18 protein-coding genes are annotated in these 18,423 nt (G+C 43.2%); 5 read left to right on the forward strand and 13 right to left on the reverse strand.

Going from position 1 to position 18,423, the window contains the following annotated elements:
• Positions 1–169: 169 nt before the first annotated feature.
• From ACO05V_RS10875 to ACO05V_RS10885, 3 genes are all read left to right on the forward strand, one after another.
• Entirely contained in the window at positions 170–487 is a 318-nt protein-coding gene (locus ACO05V_RS10875) for a HigA family addiction module antitoxin (RefSeq protein ID WP_421850929.1), read from the forward strand.
• A gap of 346 nt (positions 488–833) precedes the next feature.
• Positions 834–1,127, forward strand: a complete 294-nt coding sequence (locus ACO05V_RS10880) for a BrnT family toxin (RefSeq protein WP_421850932.1) — start codon at positions 834–836, stop codon at positions 1,125–1,127.
• On the forward strand, positions 1,120–1,392 hold the full coding sequence (locus tag ACO05V_RS10885) for a BrnA antitoxin family protein (protein WP_421850935.1): 273 nt from the start codon (positions 1,120–1,122) through the stop codon (positions 1,390–1,392). The genes ACO05V_RS10880 and ACO05V_RS10885 overlap by 8 nt, the downstream gene beginning before the upstream one ends.
• A gap of 354 nt (positions 1,393–1,746) precedes the next feature.
• Here ACO05V_RS10885 and ACO05V_RS10890 read toward each other — a convergent pair whose 3' ends face one another.
• From ACO05V_RS10890 to ACO05V_RS10920, 7 genes are all read right to left on the reverse strand, one after another.
• A complete protein-coding gene (locus tag ACO05V_RS10890) occupies positions 1,747–1,974 on the reverse strand; it encodes an HTH-like domain-containing protein (RefSeq protein WP_421850938.1) in 228 nt (75 codons plus the stop codon).
• A 67-nt stretch (positions 1,975–2,041) separates the two neighbouring features.
• A complete protein-coding gene (locus tag ACO05V_RS10895; protein WP_421850941.1) occupies positions 2,042–2,578 on the reverse strand; it encodes an MOSC domain-containing protein in 537 nt (178 codons plus the stop codon).
• Between the two features lie 549 nt (positions 2,579–3,127).
• Entirely contained in the window at positions 3,128–3,430 is a 303-nt protein-coding gene (locus ACO05V_RS10900; protein ID WP_421850944.1) for a type II toxin-antitoxin system RelE/ParE family toxin, read from the reverse strand.
• The gene (locus ACO05V_RS10905) at positions 3,427–3,636 is read right to left on the reverse strand and encodes an addiction module protein (RefSeq protein WP_421850947.1); all 210 of its coding nucleotides are present in this window, start codon (positions 3,634–3,636) and stop codon (positions 3,427–3,429) included. The genes ACO05V_RS10900 and ACO05V_RS10905 overlap by 4 nt, the downstream gene beginning before the upstream one ends.
• A gap of 671 nt (positions 3,637–4,307) precedes the next feature.
• Complete coding sequence (locus ACO05V_RS10910; RefSeq protein WP_421850950.1) at positions 4,308–4,958, reverse strand: RluA family pseudouridine synthase; 651 nt, start codon at positions 4,956–4,958, stop codon at positions 4,308–4,310.
• A 6-nt stretch (positions 4,959–4,964) separates the two neighbouring features.
• Entirely contained in the window at positions 4,965–7,793 is a 2,829-nt protein-coding gene (rapA, locus tag ACO05V_RS10915) for an RNA polymerase-associated protein RapA (protein ID WP_421850953.1), read from the reverse strand.
• Positions 7,794–7,795: 2 nt separating this feature from the next.
• Positions 7,796–8,413 carry a YigZ family protein gene (locus tag ACO05V_RS10920; protein ID WP_421850956.1) on the reverse strand — a complete coding sequence of 206 codons (618 nt, stop codon included), beginning with the start codon at positions 8,411–8,413 and terminating at the stop codon, positions 7,796–7,798.
• A gap of 195 nt (positions 8,414–8,608) precedes the next feature.
• On the opposite strand from ACO05V_RS10920, the gene ACO05V_RS10925 reads away from it, so the two are divergent.
• A complete protein-coding gene (locus ACO05V_RS10925) occupies positions 8,609–9,922 on the forward strand; it encodes a DNA recombination protein RmuC (RefSeq protein WP_421850959.1) in 1,314 nt (437 codons plus the stop codon).
• 84 nt (positions 9,923–10,006) lie between these two features.
• Here the strand turns inward: ACO05V_RS10925 and ACO05V_RS10930 are convergent, their stop codons facing one another.
• From ACO05V_RS10930 to ACO05V_RS10950, 5 genes are all read right to left on the reverse strand, one after another.
• Complete coding sequence (locus ACO05V_RS10930; protein ID WP_421850963.1) at positions 10,007–11,173, reverse strand: cation diffusion facilitator family transporter; 1,167 nt, start codon at positions 11,171–11,173, stop codon at positions 10,007–10,009.
• Between the two features lie 361 nt (positions 11,174–11,534).
• Positions 11,535–12,431, reverse strand: a complete 897-nt coding sequence (locus ACO05V_RS10935; protein WP_421850967.1) for a recombination-associated protein RdgC — start codon at positions 12,429–12,431, stop codon at positions 11,535–11,537.
• 2 nt (positions 12,432–12,433) lie between these two features.
• Positions 12,434–13,012, reverse strand: coding sequence for a thymidine kinase (locus ACO05V_RS10940; RefSeq protein WP_421850970.1), 579 nt, complete (start codon positions 13,010–13,012; stop codon positions 12,434–12,436).
• 70 nt (positions 13,013–13,082) lie between these two features.
• Positions 13,083–13,373: a LexA regulated protein gene (gene ybfE, locus ACO05V_RS10945; RefSeq protein WP_421850973.1), complete on the reverse strand. Its 291-nt coding sequence runs from the start codon at positions 13,371–13,373 to the stop codon at positions 13,083–13,085.
• Positions 13,374–13,474: 101 nt separating this feature from the next.
• The gene (locus ACO05V_RS10950; RefSeq protein ID WP_421850976.1) at positions 13,475–15,559 is read right to left on the reverse strand and encodes a carboxy terminal-processing peptidase; all 2,085 of its coding nucleotides are present in this window, start codon (positions 15,557–15,559) and stop codon (positions 13,475–13,477) included.
• A gap of 87 nt (positions 15,560–15,646) precedes the next feature.
• Here ACO05V_RS10950 and ACO05V_RS10955 point away from each other — a divergent pair, with 87 nt between their 5' ends.
• A complete protein-coding gene (locus ACO05V_RS10955) occupies positions 15,647–16,945 on the forward strand; it encodes a M18 family aminopeptidase (RefSeq protein ID WP_421850979.1) in 1,299 nt (432 codons plus the stop codon).
• A gap of 84 nt (positions 16,946–17,029) precedes the next feature.
• On the opposite strand, the gene ACO05V_RS10960 is transcribed toward ACO05V_RS10955, so the two are convergent.
• Positions 17,030–18,358 (reverse strand): TolC family outer membrane protein, encoded by a 1,329-nt coding sequence (locus ACO05V_RS10960; RefSeq protein WP_421850982.1) that lies wholly within the window; start codon positions 18,356–18,358, stop codon positions 17,030–17,032.
• Positions 18,359–18,423: the final 65 nt, after the last annotated feature.

Raw genomic sequence — 18,423 nt, forward strand, 5'->3', positions numbered from 1 at the left:
AGACATAGTGCTCCACCTTCTTACTTGATTGAAGAGCATAATGCACCGCTTAGAGGTGTTTTAGCTTACTTTTTTGTGCTTGGCATTCCAGCGTTTTACGAGTGTGAAGTATAAAAGTGAGTGCTCTAAACACCTACCTTGACCCACACAAATATTGAGGTACCAACAAATGCGTAAAACAAAACGTCGCCCAGTTAGCGTTGGTGAAATTCTTAAAATTGAGTTTCTTGAACTGATGAACATTACCTCCAAAGCACTGGCAGAAGCCATGGGCGTGCATCGTAATACAGTAAGTAGTCTTATTAACGGTGGTGTGTTAACCGCTCCAATCGCAATAAAACTAGCGGCCGCCTTTGGCAATACACCTGAATTTTGGTTAAACATACAGCACGCCGTCGATCTTTGGGATACACGAAACCGCTATCAAGAAGAAGCGAAACTGGTAAAGCCTTTGGTGGTGGGTAAGAAAGAAGAATTGCATGCATAACAAGTTATATATTTATCCCTTATATCTAGTTTTTTAGCCCTTGATATGAAAAGTGTGATTCGTTAATCCAGAAGGTCAGTCTAACTACTCAGTCTTCGTTTGTTTACGGCCAACAGCTTTGATAACTGCTATATCAATAGGCTTACTTTCTCTACTTATCCTGCTGTTCAGTCAGAGTGATGGTTTTTTGATACATGCTCATAATGGGTGCTTCCAGTAAAGTAGGGTGTGGCAATATCACACCAATTTGCTTGGGTTATAAGGCTAATCCTTAGTTTGATTAGCTTCTAAAGATAGCTGCTTTGCTAGCACTTGACTTTAATGTATATGATGGCAATATACATAAATGATTAATTGGAAACAAGTTACCGGTTTTGACTGGGACGCTGGAAATGAAAGAAAAAGTGTTGAAAAGCATTCTGTTAGCCGCTTTGAGGCTGAACAAGTGTTTTTCAACCAGCCTTTGTTGATTTTGGCAGACCCTAAACATAGCCAAGGTGAAGAACGTTATCATGCGCTCGGAAAGACAAATGAAACAAGGCTGCTGCATATTACTTTTACCCTTCGCTCTGCTGAGACTTTAATACGTGTTATTTCAGCTCGTGACATGCACCGGAAAGAGAGGAAGATTTATGAGTAAAACTAAAAAAATACCTAATTTTAAGACTGAAGCTGAAGAAAGAGAATTTTGGGAAATTCATGACTCCAGTGATTACATTGACTGGAAAAATGCTCAATCTGTCTCAATGTCAAATTTAAAACCGTCAACAAAAACCATATCGCTCAGACTTCCAGAAGGCTTATTAGAGAGCATCAAAATAGAAGCTAATAAGCTTGATATGCCCTATCAATCATTAATTAAAGTTTGGCTTGCTGATGATGTTAAACATAGCCGTAACGCTTAAAGGCGCAAACGCGCAATCTTGGAGCAGCAAAGCAGAAATTGTCGCTATGCAGCCAATTGTTATGACAGTTACCCACTTATCCTGCTGGTCAGTCAGAGTGATGGTTTTTTGATACATGCCCATAATGGCTGCTTCCAGTAAAGTAGGGTGTGGAAATATCAAACTGCTTGATAGACTCGAACCTAGATCAGTACAGTGATTGTTGTTGGGGGGGGGAATGTAACGCTAGCGTGAGTGATAAAGCCAATTCCTTGATTTTACTGGGTTACAGAGATAGGTGGCTTGTTAACTAAGTGGAAGCCACGCTGTTTGTGGCCGGAGCGATGTGTGTTATAACACTTTCCATACAGCGATCTAAAAACCCCTCTCTGCGATAACTTGAGCCACTTTTAGGCCCTTTCTGAACTCAGTTGCGTAACTATCATTACGCCCAATGGCGCTAGCAAATTCAACGGGATCAATGTGTTTAAGCTGATCGGCGTACTTGATTACAAGATACATGTTAACTGCATCTTTACTTTTCGAGAGAGCTGCATGAGCTACCTCTGATTTTATATGAGCCAACAATTCACTTGTATTCATATTAAGATCCCTGATGTTAAGTGTTCAACGCTTACAGCATTGGCGCGGTTGCCTGTGATTGTTAGCACTATACTCGCTCAAGTGCTATGTGTGGCTCTGGAGGCATCTTTAGCGAAATACTATCTCCAACTTTTACAATTCCGCCTTCATCAACTACTGCCATTATTCCAGCTTTACGAACCAAACTGCCATCTTCATCTCGATCTAGAACGGCCTTCGTTAGACCTGACTGGTAATTATCAAGCTGAGCACACGGATTCCTTAAACCGGTAACCTTCAATACAACTTGTGAACCGAGGCTGATCAATGTATCTCTAGGTAGTGACAATAAGTCTACACCTTCGGTAAAAACGTTTTCCCCGATAGTCCCAGCATCTACGTTGAACCCGGAGTTTTTAAGTTCTGATATTAACTCAGAATGAACTAAGTGGACTTGCCGTAAGTTGGGCTGCGTTGGGTCTGCCTTTACACGAGAGCGATGTTTCACAGTAACACCACAATGTGCGTCACCTTCAATTCCAAGGCCTTTCAAGAAAATAAGCGACTCGCATGTTTCTTTAGAAAAATGATGTTCGGAATCTTTACTTAATGATATTACTTTCACACTTCCTCCTTGGTGCTAACATTTTAATAGTCCGCATGCGCATCTACACAGTTTTAAAAACGGATAAAAACCTTTGCAAAGTACGGTGTTTATATCGATTTTATGTGTTATCCACACTTTTCATCACTGGAAATCCGAGCTTGCGGGTTATGTCTTTTATGCACAGCGGGTTATTTCCGCTGGTGATAATCTTATTCGTTGATACTAAAAGACTTTCTGATTCGCTACCAGTGCAAGCGGGTTAAATTATGATTATTATTTACACAAACCAACCGTAAAAATAGACTGTATATCTGTTTAGTTTCTTATTAGCTATTCACAAGGCACAAGCGACGTGCTGATGGATTCTGCGGATTATGAAAGCTTCGCTTCCATCGTCAGATTACGCCTCGTTCCTCGTCTCATCAGACCTACGGTCTTTGTCTTGAATAAGTCAGTTCGACGCGACGAAGTTGCGCGACTTTATGGCGTTTCAGAGTCATTCCAAAATATCCTTTCGCACATCAACAAAACCAATCTATGCTTCTCATCTGGCCTACGGTATTGGATTTAACTATTGGTAAGTCTATGTTCAATGCTTTTGGGATTCTGGCGATTATCTAATGCGGCTAAAATCAAGACTTGATCGTCTATAACTTGGTAGTAGATTGAAAAAGGAAAGCTGCGTGAAAGCACTCGGAATCTGCCATTAATGTTAGGGTTAATACCTGCGAAAAATCGTAACCTTTCAATGTCTAACATCAAACTATCAACACAGTATTGACCAAGTGCCTCATTTGTTTTTGCATAAAATCGTTTTGCATTTAGCAAATCATTTTCGGCCGATGGCGTAAAGAAAATGTTAAATATCAAGATTTAAGCCTTTCTCGTACCTCTTCAAAACTACGCCATTTTTCAGTTTCGTTAAGCTCATGTGTGCGAGCTTCTAATTCTTGCAGGTGCCATTTAGGTGAGTCAAATTCAGCTTGGTTCTGAGCCAATGCACTCATTACGGCTTCCATTAATTCAATTTGCCCATCGAATGGCAGTTCTGCGATTTTTTTCGTGTCAATCAACATACCAAGCTCCTTTGTTTGGTTTCTTGAAAATAAGTATACCTATATTAACAAAATAATCATTTCCTCTTTTTCACTCGGTTCTTTCCTCTTTAATTTTTGTACATGTTGTTTCCGCAGGGCATCATTTTTTGAATGGAAACAAAGAGTAGATTAGCCCTATCCTCCGCCTTCTCCTTGGAAGAAAAAGGGGAAGGGACTTGGTGATTAGTAGTCGTTACCTTCTGTGCTTGAGATCCCGATGAAGTCAGTTCGACGCGACGAAGTTGCGCGACTTTATGGAGTTTCAGAGTCATTGTTTGATGATCTATCTCCCACCGAGTGAACAATCTATGCCTTACGATAAAAATCGTCCTGCTAAACCAGTATTAAAAAAATGAATGAGACGTTTGGGCGATAGCCCGATAAAGAGACCTTTTGGTTACTTTTGCGGATCTGGGCAAAAGTTACCCGCTCAGCAGAGCGGAAAAAAGGTTGGGAATACAAAGTACTCGAATGGAACCTAAATACTGTAGGACAAAAAGAGATTGATTCCCGCCTTCGCGGGAATGACTTTGTTTAAGCAGGAATGATGTGTAGTGGTTTAAGCGGGAATGACTTTGGTTAAGTGGGAATGACGTGTAGTGGTTTAAGTGGGAATGATGTTGCTCAGCTTCTAGGGCGGTGGGCGGGTTCTAAAAAGGACAGGGTGCGACAAATGCTACCCATGCTTTGGTAAACGGATGTCGAAACTCCAGCCGATAGGCGTGAAGCAATAAGCGAGGGTCATGTTGATATGCTGGGTCGTAGAATTCATCGCCAATAATCGAATGTCCGAGGCTTTGCATGTGGACGCGAAGTTGGTGAGAGCGACCAGTAAAGGGCACGAGTCGAACACGGGTGGTGTTGTTTTCGTAGGCCATTTTTTCCCAGTAGGTGATGGAATCTTTGCTCCATTCATCGGTGCAGATGATTTGTCTTGGTCGGTTTGGCCAATCACAGCGCAGTGGTTTTCGTACTTCGCCTTTTTCACCCAAAAGATGACCGCGCAGCAAGGCGCGGTATTCTTTTTGGACTTCTCGCTCACGAAAATGCGCATACATACGTTTTTGACATTCGTGGGTTTTCGCCACGAGGATTAAGCCTGAGGTGGCTTCGTCCAGTCGATGTATGGCAAAGGCTTCGCCAAATAAACACTCTGCTCGATGCAGGATAGAATCGAGCTTATCTGGGCCACGACCGGGCACAGATAAGCAGTTAGCAGGTTTGTTTATTACGGCAAACCAGTCGTCTTCGTACAATATCTCTAAGCGAGATAGCTCTAAACTCGGCACGGCATCCTGCACAGGATGTTATTCCGGCTTGGTAGTTAGGATGATACGAATCGCATCCAATCGGATTTGGTGCTCGTCGATACGAGTCAAACCTTCTTGCATGTTGGTTTCGAGGCGTTCTATGTCTTCATCACGAATGGTATCGTTGAAGGCTTTCAATTCCACTAAACGTTCGATTTCATTCTGGCAACGATGTTGGTAAGACGTTTTCGCAGCGTGAACGATCGGACGTGCTTGCTCTTGGGCATTTAGCTGGTGAGCTTGCAACACTTCAATAAGGTTTTTGCGCAAGGCAGCAACCCATTGTTCCGCGACTCGGTTTGGCACGCCTTTCAGTTTTTCTGCCCATTTGTCTGCAGTAAATTGCTGATGGAGGAATTTGCCGTTGGAGTCAGATAATTGCCACATTGGTGTCATTGGTAGAGATTGCGCCAATTTCAAACGTGGGTGAGCAGTCGCTTCTATGACGAACATACTTTCCACCAATACTGTGCCTTCTGGCAATGCAGCGATTGGCAAAATAGCCGAAGTAAGTTTACCAGAGTCAAAGCCTTGAACTTCGTCCATTAGCATGGTGATTAACGGGTGTTCCCAGGTTGCGAACGCTACGTCTTCACGCTGGCTAGCTTGACGGCGATCAAGCATGAGCATTTTACCTTCTTCCTCGATGCCTGGCAGTGCTTCGAGCATCATGTCGGTAGAAGGGCGCAAGAACCAAGCCGCGCGATCTGGATCATCATTGATGCAGTCTGCGTAGATGTTGAATGCGTGAGTAACTTGCTCAATGTAGTGATGCAGGCCTTTTGTCGCTTGGTTGTTAACCTGTTCGATTAACGCACGGGCTTGTTCGGGGCGGCACGAGCTCATTTCTAGCAAGCGGTTACGACCTTCTTCCATTTGTTTTAGTAGCGCTTCATGGTAGATGTTTGCTTCTTTTAGCAAATCAGTGTCGTCGTCTTGACCATGCAAGTACGCATGTAAGCTGTCGCCAAAAGCTTCTTCGACTTTATCGCCAGCACCTGTGGTTCGGCAAAATGCGTTTAGGGCGTGGTGATACCAGTTGAATAGGCGCTCTTGCACACTTTTCTTGATATAAGGTACGTGTATTTGCACGTCGTTTAGTTGTCCTAGACGATCAAGACGACCAATACGCTGTTCTAGTAAATCTGGGTGCTCTGGCAGATCGTACATGACGATATGATGGCTGAACTGGAAGTTACGGCCTTCACTGCCGATTTCAGAACACACTAAAATTTGCGCGCCGTCTTCGTCTGCGAAATAAGCGGCAGCGCGGTCACGGTGGATTAGTGGCATTTGTTCGTGGAAATCCGCACTTTGGAAGCCAGCAAAAGTCAGTTGATCATTTAGCCATTGCGCCATGTCGGCGGTATGACAGATGACGAGGACTTTGTCTGCTTGGCATTCTAGAAATTCTTTTAACCAAATCCAGCGAGGATCTTTTTCCCATAAGCCGTCAGACACTTCGGTTTCTGGTTGCACATGGCGATCAGCGGATTCAAAGTGTTCATTGTTTTCCAACGGATAGGAATGAAGGTAACGATCCGGGAAACCACCAACAGCGGCACGGGTGTTACGGAACATTTCGCGTCCAGTCCCGTGGCGGTCGATCAACCAGCTAATGGCTTCTTTCGCGGCTGCGGTTTGTTCTGCGCCAGATTTTGTAGTGAGTGCTTGGAACCAGTCTTTGGCGCTAACTTCTTGCAAGTAAGAACCAAACGCTGCGTTCCAATCTAGTGCTTTTGGTGAGTTGTCTTCTTGACTGAACGGCAGCAGAGCTTCTGCTAATTCAGCGGCTTGTTTGAAAGCTTGTTGTTGTGCTTGGTAATGCTCGAAATCGTGATAATGATCGGCATCCAACAGTTGCAAGCGAGAGAAGTGCTCACGTTCGCCAGTTTGTTCTGGGGTTGCACTCAACAGCAATAACGATTCTGTTTTCGCGGCTAAACGTGCTACGACTTGATAGCCAATGCTTGGTGTTTCTGGGTGCCAAGCAAGGTGATGGGCTTCGTCGACAATAACCATGTCCCATTCCGCATCTAGCATATGCTGAGTGGCTTTCGGGTGTTGGCTTGCCCAATCGATTGGCGAGATAACAAAAGGTTGTTGTTCGAATGGGTTGTCGTCACCGTCCATAAAGTCTTCATACACGGATTCGTTGATCAGTGAGAATGGCTGGTGGAAGCGGCGTAGCATTTCAACCAACCACTGATGTTGTAGGTTTGTTGGAGTCAAAATCAGTACGCGTTTGCAAAGACCGTTTAGTAAACGTTGATGCAAGATCAAGCCCGCTTCTAGGGTTTTACCCATACCCACTTCGTCACACAAAAGCGCGCGAGCTTTCGGGCGATTAGCAATCTCATGAGCCAGATAAATCTGGTGCGGTAGAAGCTCTGCTTTCAAGCCCATTAAGCCGCGCACTGGCGATGCCGCATTGGCTGCTTGGTGTTCAAGGGTATGACGACGCAAGTCGAACCACATACGGCGAGCGGGCGACAATGCCAATAATGAATCTAGCTCGTTTTTGTCATTGCGTGGGAATTGAATTATGGATTCTTCTAACCAATCATCGTCTTCGCTGATACGGTATTCGATTAGGTCATCAATTTCTTCTACTTCCAATATGGTGAAGGTCTCATCTTGGAAGTGCAGTTGATCGCCGACAGTTAAAGTGCGTCGAACAAGACTGGTCTGGTCATTTGAGTATTGACGATCCGCTTCCGCATCAGGGAAGTGCAAGGTAAAAGACTTGTTTTGTTTGTCTACTATCATGCCTACGCCGAGATCAGGCTCGTTGCGGCTACTCCATCTTTGTCCAGTTTGGTACATAGTTATTCGTTGTCCGGTTCAATTAAAGTTAAACTGCCTTGGCATAAATTCGTCAATACGATTTTATGTTCGGGCCAAGTACGTTCAATAACAGCAAGATCAATCACTATGCTATCACTGTATGTTTTGTTGGTTATTTCTATATCGCTCTGTTCTAGCCAATATTCAACCTTACCCAGTAAAGAGTAGGCGATTTTTAGCTGAACGGGGCTGCGCGGGTACACATTTTCATATTCAGTTTGCGAAAGCGCTTCTTGTACGGCTTGGCTATAAGCTCTTACTAAGCCACCTGCACCGAGTTTTACACCACCAAAAAAGCGCGTCACGACGACTGTGGTTTCACCATAATCTGAATGCTGTAACACATTCAGCATGGGCTTTCCTGCCGTGCCTTTGGGTTCGCCATCGTCACTTTGATCCCATAAATGGGCATTATTTGGTATACCTGCAATAAACGCCCAACAATGATGGTTAGCATCTGGGTAACGCTGGCGCACTTCTTCGATAAAAGCCTTTGCTGCATCACGTCCGTTAGTACGGCAAACGGTGGTGATGAACTGGCTATTTTTTATTTCTAGATCAAAGCGTTGCGTGTGTGTTGGGCTTAGGTAGTAATCCATGTAAACTTATCGAGACCTTAGCATGACTGCTGCGCGCGCCAATACAGTGTTAAAAATAGACTCAAAATGCTCATTTATAACCTATAAACTCCGCTTTTTCGTCTATTTTTGCCTCGTCTTGCCTTTGCTCGTGACGTCATGCAAATGCCTCACTTTGTTAAAAACAAACATTTAAAATAGCGAGTTTAAATTTATATGACAGATTGGCTTTCGCAATCAGTTTGGGTGTTATCGGGCTTTTGTATCGGCGCGATTCTTCTATCTGGTATTGCTGGCGTTATTGTACAGGCTATGCGCCGTCAGTGGCAGCACACACAAGAAAAAATGCAGCAACAAAATGAGGAATTACAGCGCCTTTTAGAACAATCGAAAGATCAGATTCATTATTTGGAGAAAGAGTCGCTGACTTTAGAGCAACAATTCGCCGCTGCACAAAGTGTTTGGCAGGAGAAGGAAGCCTTTTACCGCGAGCAAAAAAAGCAAAACGAAACCGAATTTAAGCAAATGGCTCATGAGATCATGAGTCAGCAAGGTCAACAATTGGCAAAAGAAAATGAGCGTCAGTTAGGTTCTTTATTAACGCCGCTTGGTTCACAAATTCAGAAGTTTCAGGAAAGTGTAGAAAAGAGTTATCAAGAAGAAGCCCGCGAGCGTTTTTCTTTGGTGAAAGAAATCAAAGGCCTGCAGTTACTGAATCAAAAAATCAGCGATGATGCGGTTAGTTTGACTCATGCCTTAAAAGGTCAAAATAAGCTACAAGGCGGCTGGGGTGAAGTGATTCTGGAGCGCATTTTAGAACGTTCTGGTTTGGAAAAAGGTCGTGAATATGAGACACAAGCATCTTATCAAACAGCAGAAGGTCGACGCCTGCAGCCCGATGTGGTGATTCATCTGCCCGAAGGTAAGCAAATTATTGTCGATTCGAAAATGGTGCTGATTAGTTATTTAGCTTATATGGAGGCCGAAACCGATGAAGATAGAAATCGCGCGCTAAAACAGCATTTGGATGCGGTGCGTCGTCATATGAAGGAACTAAGCGCCAAGTCTTATCACGATTTGCCAGGCGTTACTTCGTTGGATTTTGTGTTGTTGTTTATCCCAATCGAAGCAGCGTTTGGTTTGGCGTTACAGGGCGACAATGGGTTGTTTAGCGAAGCCTTTGAGCACAATATTATTATCGTCGGACCGTCTAATTTATTGGCGACCTTGCGAACGATACAAAATATTTGGCGTAACGAAAAACAGAGTCAAAATGCCATTGAAATCGCTCGTCAGGCCGGTGCGATGTACGACAAGTTTTCAGGCTTTGTGCAAGATATGGATGACATAGGTAGCAAACTAGAAGCGGTGAGTCGTACCCATGATTCAGCCTTGAAGAAGCTAACAGCAGGGCGGGGCAATCTGGTTGCGAGAGCCGAAAAGCTAAAGTTGATGGGTGCTAAAACCAGTAAGGCGCTGCCAGTGGAGTATCTCAACGACGACACTCTCACTGACGAGTCCAGTGATTAGTTGACATTAAAGTGTTTAATGCCTGATTACGGTTGTACCTCCCTCATCAGGCCTACAAAAGTCTTAGTAGATTAACTTTCTTTGTTATTCAGGAAAGACCCAAAGCACGGTGGCTTTGTTGGTATAGCTTGTTGTTTGCAGTTCCTGAAGAATTTTTGCTGTCAGTTGTTTTAGATCCGCACCTTCTGGGGCTTTTTCTGAATGAGCGATGATTTCTAAATCAAGCTTATTGTTTAAATAATGCAAACGCGAGTCTGGAATATCCACATAAGCGCTATGTTGGCGCAGTAAAAAGCCTAGATCTGCCAAGATTTGATGACGAGCTGGCAGTTTTAAATGCGGCGGTTTGCCGGATTCGTGGATAAAGCTTTCCGTTTGGATTTTATCGTCCGTGTCGATATGCACCATCACATCTTGCACTTGTGAGTGAGCTTTTTTGATGGTGTAGGCGACTAAATCACCAAGGTAATGACCTTCGCTGACGCTAGCGCGGCTTGGCACATGAATGTGCATATCTAAATAGATTTTGCCGGCCATGGATCTTGCTCTGACATCATGAGGTGCCATGACATGTTTTAGGCTGTTGGCCGTTTCTTTGATTTGTGCAATGAGTTTTGGGTCTGGTGCTGTGTCTACCAGTTCCGCCAAGTTTTCCCACACCATGCTGACGGCCATTTTTCCGATCAATAGGGCAACAACAATTGATGCCACCATGTCCGCCCAGCCATAACCGAAGTAAACGCCAATTAAGCCAATTAGTACGGCAACAGAGGAAAGTGCGTCACTGCGACTGTGCCATGCATTGGCAACCAGCATTTTACTGCCAATTTTATCGCCGGCTTTTTTGGTGTAATGGAAAATCGCTTCTTTGATTACAATCGTTGCAAGAATTGCGGTGAGACCATACCAAGTAAATTGTGCTTGCGAGGTTGATGCTGTAACTGATTCATAAGCAATACCAAGGGCAACAACAATAAGTACGACACCAAGAAATACGGCGGTCAAGGTTTCAAAACGAAGGTGTCCATAAGGATGATTTTCGTCTGGCCCTTGGCGAGAGTTAGCAGAAGCAAAATACACAAATACGTCTGTGACTAAGTCTGATAACGAGTGAATGCCATCTGCGACCAAAGCTTGGGACTGAGAAAAGTATCCTGCCACAATTTTTGCCAAGCCTAGTAGGGCATCCCACACGGCTCCGACAAGGGTGACTCTTATCGCTATGTCTTGTTCTTGCTTCTGTTTTGTCATTAGGCTTTTTGACCTGTTGTAGAGTTTTTAAATTCGAAGGTTAGTTAGCGAGACCTTTGCACGACAGCAGTGCTGGTGACTTAGTGTAAAGGTGTCTTAACATAATTCATCTTACTTAATTTGTCTTAAGTTTCTATTAAGCGCGTGAGTTTAAGTTGGGATTATTGTGGATTTAGAGACTTTTTTGGTTGGATTTCGCTTTGCTAATAAGGACAGATTATACTTGCTCAAATTGGTGCATTTAGGCACTTTTTGGCAAGAGCGCCTTGTTGTCTGGCTTACCCAATGTTCTCCCCAAGCTTATCCACGATATCTGTGGAAAAGGTTGGGGAGCTAAGGAAACTAGGGCTAGCGCAATGCTTTAATTAATTTCAAACCACAAGCAATAAGACGCAAAAAATTCTCTCATAGTCAATGACATTAGGGAGAAATTTGCATCCATATCTGATAAACCGCCACCTTGTGAATCATTAAACGCAGCTTCTTTTAGTGCGTCATCAAATTTGATTTTGCGTAACGTTAGATCATCATGCAGCACGAAGCTCAATTTGTCTGCCCATCGAAGACCAAGGTTTTTCACTGCCATGCCTTGTTGCAAATGGCGTGTCACATCTTCAGATAAAGGTTCTATCGATTTGAAACGAATGGTCGCTTTGTCCTCGGAGCCATCTTGTATTTCACACTCGTCGCCGGTTTCTAGGCTGGCTGGTACTTCATTTTTAACCAACCAATCTGTCATTAGTGAAGACGGTGAAACTTGCGCTTGCAGTGGGGTCATTGGGAAGCTGCCAAGTGTGGTTTGCAAGTGTTTAAATAATTGCTCTGTCATGCTGGCATTGGTGCTGTTGAGAACTAGAATTTTAGCTTGTAAATCAATGTAGGCCCAAATGTCGGTGCGCTTTGAAAAAGCCTTCGGACGAAGGGTGAAAACCAACTCGTCTTTCATGTCGGATTTTTCTTTACGGCCAACTTTACGACCTTCGATCAATTCGATTTCAGCCACTTTGGCTTCTAGTTCTTCGCGGACAACGGCAGAAGGCAAAACTTTTTCTTCTTTACCTGCGCGGAACAATAAGCAGCGATCACTGGCTAGACTCCATTGCTCGCTGTTACGGATAAGAGGCAACCAGCCGAAAGAGAATTCCTCCTGAGAGCCACATTCTTTTAATGGGAACTCAGGAATCTTGTCGATTAATTCATTAGTATCTAGTGATTCGGTGTCTTTTAATTGGAAAATTTGGGCGTTCTTGAACCACATAATTAGTCTCTCACGGCTTCTTTAAAGTGTTTTCGGCAAACGGACAAGTAACGGTCGTTGCCGCCTATTTCTACTTGTGCGCCTTCTTTAACTGGTATTCCTTGTGCATTGAGTCGAATGACCATAGTGGCTTTGCTTCCACAATGACACACGGTTTTTAATTCTATTAACTTATCTGACCACGCTAGCAATGCTTTGCTGCCTTCGAATAGTTCGCCTTGAAAGTCAGTACGAATGCCAAAAGCCAAAACTGGGATGCGCAGTTTATCAACAACTTCTGAAAGGTCGTAGACTTGTTCTTTGGTTAGAAATTGTGCTTCATCAATCAATATGCAGCTTAATGCTTTTGGCTGATTATCATTTTTAATTAATGTAATGAGGTCAGTGCTGTTATCAAACAAACTGGCTTTTGCTGATATGCCGATTCGAGAGGCAATTTGTCCGGTCTCAAATCGGTCGTCTATCGATGCTGTAAGGAGTAAAACTCGCATACCTCGCTCTTGATAGTTATGAGCGGATTGCAATAGAACGGTGGATTTTCCTGCGTTCATTGCCGAGTAATAAAAGTACAGTTTGGCCATATTAAGTCTGTTTAATCATTTGCTAATTAATTCGGCTGGCTAGTATAGCAAATCAACAAAGTGAATGGCCTTATTTTTTGGATCTTGCGCTTTTGGTTTTATCTAGGCTTTTGTTAATTTGCTGCGTTAGCCATTCGGCGCGTTTTAATCCATTCATTTCACAGAGTTTATCCAGCTTGTCGATAATGTCTTGTTCGATAATGAGTTCTAAGCGTTTTAGTCCTTGTGCTTTTTCCTTCTCTCGTTGTGCTCGCTTATTGATCTTTAGCTGGTCTTTGCGAGTAAGCGGTTGAGTGCGAGGTCGGCCAGGGGATTTGCCAAATAGGTCGATTGTATTCCGGTCGGATGACGCTTTTGCCATGGGGTAATGTTCGTATCAATGGATTAATGATTTAGATAACACATAAAAAAGAAGAACGAAAAACAGCAAAATGCTGTTTTTCGTTCTTTATGTTTTATCTTTTAATTTTGCGCTGTTTTCTTCTCAGCCTGTTTTTCTGCCATTTGATTGGTGGCAATAAAGTCTAATAGAATTTCAGACGCTTCTTTTGCGTAAGTGTCTTCTTCTACTGGTTTAATATCATCGACAGAAGTTAGAAGTTCCAGCCCTAGTGCTTTGCGGCGAGTATTTTCGCGTTCTAGCTCATTTTTTTTGTTGTCTTCTCTTTGTTGTATCCGAGTACTTTCTTTCAAAGAAATGGTTTTATAGCTCTCTGCTTGTTTCTTGAACTCATCTATTTGCTCATTGATAGCAATGAAGTTTGGATCTTTTGCCATTCTTGCTTCATGGCGAGGTTCTAAAATCGGCAAGTAAGCTGGCATATTCCAATAAACAGGATAGCGAGTTTCGTGGATTTTATCCCAAGGTAAAGGGTTGTCTAGCGCGCTTTCTCCGATGGTTTCTTTATCAACCAAAGAAGGGAAAGCGATGTCTGGCATCACGCCTTTGTGCTGCGTACTTTCTCCAGATACTCGATAGAATTTAGCTTGGGTAACTTTAAGCTGTCCTTTATCCATGTCTTGCAACACTTGCACTGTGCCTTTACCAAACGTTTGGTCGCCAAGAATTAAGGCACGTCCGTAATCTTGTAATGCACCGGCGACGATTTCAGAGGCAGAGGCGCTCATACGGTTTACTAATACAGCCATTGGGCCGCTGTAAGCAATAGCCGGATCAGAATCGCCTAACGGCGTCACTCGTCCGCTTTGATCGCGGATTTGTACCGTTGGGCCTGATGGAATAAACAATCCAGCTAGGGCGTTGGCTTCTTGAAGAGAGCCACCACCGTTATTTCTTAGATCAAGAATCAGCGCAGAAATATCTTCTTTACGAAGTTCTTCTATTAACTGTTTGGTATCACGAGTGGAGCTTTTGTAGTTTTTGTCGCCAGCTTGGATCGCGGCAAAATCAGAATAAAAAGTTGGCAAGGTAATCACGCCTACTTTGTATTTTTTGCCATCACGCTCGATTTCAACGATTTCTTTTTTGGCAGATTGATCTTCAAGTTTCACTTTTTTACGTACAATGCTAATGCGCTTGCTTGTTTGAGTGTCGCCTTTGCTTGGTGTGACTTCCAAGATTACCGTGGTGTCTCGTTCGCCGCGGATCATGTCGACAACATCGTCAAGACGCATTCCAACCACATCGATCATTGGTTTGCCTTCTTGGCCGACGGCAATAATTCGGTCGTTAGGAGAAAGGTCACTCTGGGTTGCCGCTGGGCCGCCAGGAACCAAACGCACAACTTTGGTGTAGTCGTCGTCCATTTGCAGAACCGCACCAATGCCTTCTAGAGATAGGCTCATGTTGATGTTAAAGGCTTCTGATGCGCGTGGCGCAAAGTAATTAGTGTGAGGGTCTAACGCCGCAGTGATTGAGTTGGCAAAGGTTTGAAACACATCGATCGCATTCGTTTGATCGACTTGTTTAATTTGGTTTTTATAGCGACGCTCGAGTGCCGAGATTATTTTTTCTTCGCTTTCGCCATTGAGCTTCAGGGTTAATGCTCGGTTTTTAAGGCGTTTGCGCCAGTAGTCATCCAGCTCTGCTTCTGTTGTCGCCCATTTTTGTTTGTCGGGATCGACATTGAAGGTTTCATCGATTTTATAATCGAAGCCTTTTACCATCTCTGGCAGACGATCTTGAAGATTTAGAAGTCGTTTTTCTAAGCGCTCAAGGTAAAGGTTGTAAATGGTATAGGCAACTGTTGTGTCGCCGTCTCTTAATGCGTCATCAAAGCTGTTTCTATATTGAGATAGATTATCTATGTCACTTTTTAGAAAAAAGCTTTTGCTAGGGTCTAAAGCATTAATATAGTAATCAAAGGCTTTTGCTGAAATAGCATCATCAATGTGTGGTCTGTTATAATGAATGCCTTCAAGCATCTCAACGAGTTCTTTTGATACTTTGTCGTATTCATGAGGAGGTTGCAGCTCCTGATAAGCAGACGCAGGTGTTGAGGCAAAGGTATAGCCGGTTAAAAGGCAAAGCAAAAGGCGTTTATAGTTCATCCGGTATGGGCTCTCTCTGTCTATTTTATACGTCATTGGTAAAATCATATTAGACACTGGGCTGTAAGGCTAGCCAAAGTGTTAAAAAGTCACTTTTTTAAAGCATTCTGCTTATAGGACATTATGGAATTTTCAAATTTTAATGACTCTTTACTGTCATTTCTTCAATCTTCTCCGACACCTTTTCACGCAACAGCAAGCATGCGCAATGCTTTGGCCTCTGAAGGCTTTATTGAATTGTTGGAAGAAGACGACTGGGTAATAGAAGAGGGTGGGAAGTATTTCGTCACGCGTAATGAATCCTCTTTAATCGCCTTTACCACACCACAACTTAATGTTAGCCAAAGTGGTTGGCGCATGATTGGGGCTCATACTGACAGTCCTTGTCTTAAATTGAAACCCAATGCGCAAGTTGATCGCTTTGGTTATCATCAGTTAGGTGTCGAAGTTTACGGCGGTGTGTTGCTTCACACTTGGTTAGACCGAGATTTATCCATTGCGGGTCGTATCACACTGAAAACACAAGCGGGCGATATTGTTAGCCGTTTAGTGGATTTTAAAGATCCGATTGCTGTGGTGCCTAATTTGGCTATCCATTTGAATCGTCAAGCGAATGAAGGTTTTTCTGTTAATCCTCAAGAAGAAATTTTGCCAATCTTGTGTGGTGCTGAAAATGAATTTGATCTGCATGAGTTATTAAAATCCCAACTTAAGAAGCAATATGCAGATTTGGCCGTTGATACGGTACTGGATTTTGAGTTGAGTTTGTACGATACGCAACCAGCCGCTCTCGTTGGTTTGCACAAAGAGTATATCTGTTCAGCGCGCTTAGATAATTTACTGAGCTGCTTTGTTGGTTTGCGTGCTTTGTTAGATTCGGATCAACAGCGTCCTAGTTTGCTTATTTGTACTGACCATGAAGAGGTGGGTAGTTTGTCTACTTGTGGAGCAAATGGCCCATTCTTAGAAGATGTATTGCGTCGTCTGACACCGAACCCTGAGCAATATGTTCAAACGGTTCAGCGTTCTATGCTGGTTTCTGCTGATAATGCCCATGCTTTGCACCCAAATTATGCTCATAAGCACGATAAGAACCATGCGCCTTCCATTAACAAAGGTGCGGTTATTAAAGTGAACGCGAATCAGCGCTATGCAACAAATAGCGAAACATCGAGTGTGTATCGCGATATTGCGGCTGAAGAGAATTACGAAGTTCAGTGTTTTGTTGTGCGTAGTGATATGGCTTGCGGTAGTACGATAGGTCCAATCACGTCAGGCGAAATAGGCGTGCCGACGATTGATATCGGTTTACCGACGTTTGGTATGCATTCTATTCGCGAATTGGCCGGTAGTCGTGATGCTTTCGGTTTGTATAAAGTGTTGGCTCGTTTCACCAAGCGAGAAAAGTTGATTGCTCGCTAAGATAATCTGATTAATAGAGCTGAAAACCAAAAAAGCCGTAAAACACTGTTTTACGGCTTTTCATTGGTTATTACAAAAGCTAGCTTAGTTTTTAGCGACTAACCATTTGTCTAACTCTTTGATCTTGTCTTCGGTAAGATCGCCTGTGGCTTCTAACAAGTTCAGTTTTTTCAACACAAAATTATAACGATATTGCTCGTAAGTGTTCTGTGCGTTGAATAGATTGGATTGAGCATCCAACAATTCTACAAGGTTACGAGTTCCTACATCGTATCCCGCTTTAGTGGCTTCTAGTGCACTGGTACGAGAACGGATTAGTTGTTGTTGCGCATCAATTTGAGCAACTGCTGTTTGTAGATCTAGATACAGACTGCGAATATTAAGTTCGATAGTTTGTAATGAACTTGCTCTTTGTTCTATAACCGATTCAGCCTGTGACGTTGCTTGACGAACTGAGGCGTTAATTGCACCACCGCTGTATAGCGGGATGCTGACGCCTAATCCTACAGATGCATTGTTTGTGACGCCATTTGACACATTGGATGGTGCGCCACTACCTGGATTACTTTCGTTACGAGCTATTTTTCCTGTAATCTTTACGGTTGGTGTACGACCATTAGCTTTTTGGATATTGATATTGTTTTCTGCACTTTCAACGGAATAGTTGAGAATTTGCAGTTCTTTATTGTCCACATGCGCTTTAGTAATTAAAGATTCCACCGTCATGTTTGGATCTAGACGAATCGGATAGTCTTTAGCTAGCTGAGGAATGCTTTTTATCTCTTGCCCCGTTCTCTGATATAAGGCTTTTTGCGCGTAAGATACTTTAGAACGTGCATTGAGTTCTGTTACTCGTACAGAGTCATATTCAGCTTGGGCGTCCTGCAAGTCTGTAATAGAGGCTAAACCTACTTCGTATTGCTTTTTAGCGCGATCTAGCTGACTTGCTGTACTTTTAACCAAAGCTTCTGTTGTTTGCAGTGTAGACTGTGCAATTAACAGATTGAAGTATTCAGTTAAGGTTTTAAGAGCGAGGTCTTCTTCAGCGTTGTTGTAACTAATGCCAGCACTTTCAGATTGTAGCTCTACAGCATCAACAGCATAACCCAGCGCTGGAGAGTAAATTGGATAATCTAGGTTTAACGATAAACTATTAGAAGTGCTATCAAAGTTGGCGGAAGGAGCATCTGTTTTATCGTATCCAAGGTTGCCGTTAAAAGAGATGTTTGGGTATAGGTTACCCTTGCTGACGGTTACGCCTTCTTTTTGCGCTTGATAAGTCGCAGCGGCAGCTCGTAAACCTGGGTCATGTTGTTTAGCAAGTTTGTATACTTCGTAAATGCTTTCAGCATGAGCAGCTGAACTACTTAGAACAGCTGCAGCGATGAGTGATGATATAATATGCTTTTTCATAGATCTCTGTGGGCTCGTAGTATGAAATATAGTTATAATAGTACCTTAAGTTTTTAACTTTCGGC

This window comes from Marinomonas sp. (assembly GCF_965225885.1).
GTDB lineage: Bacteria > Pseudomonadota > Gammaproteobacteria > Pseudomonadales > Marinomonadaceae > Marinomonas.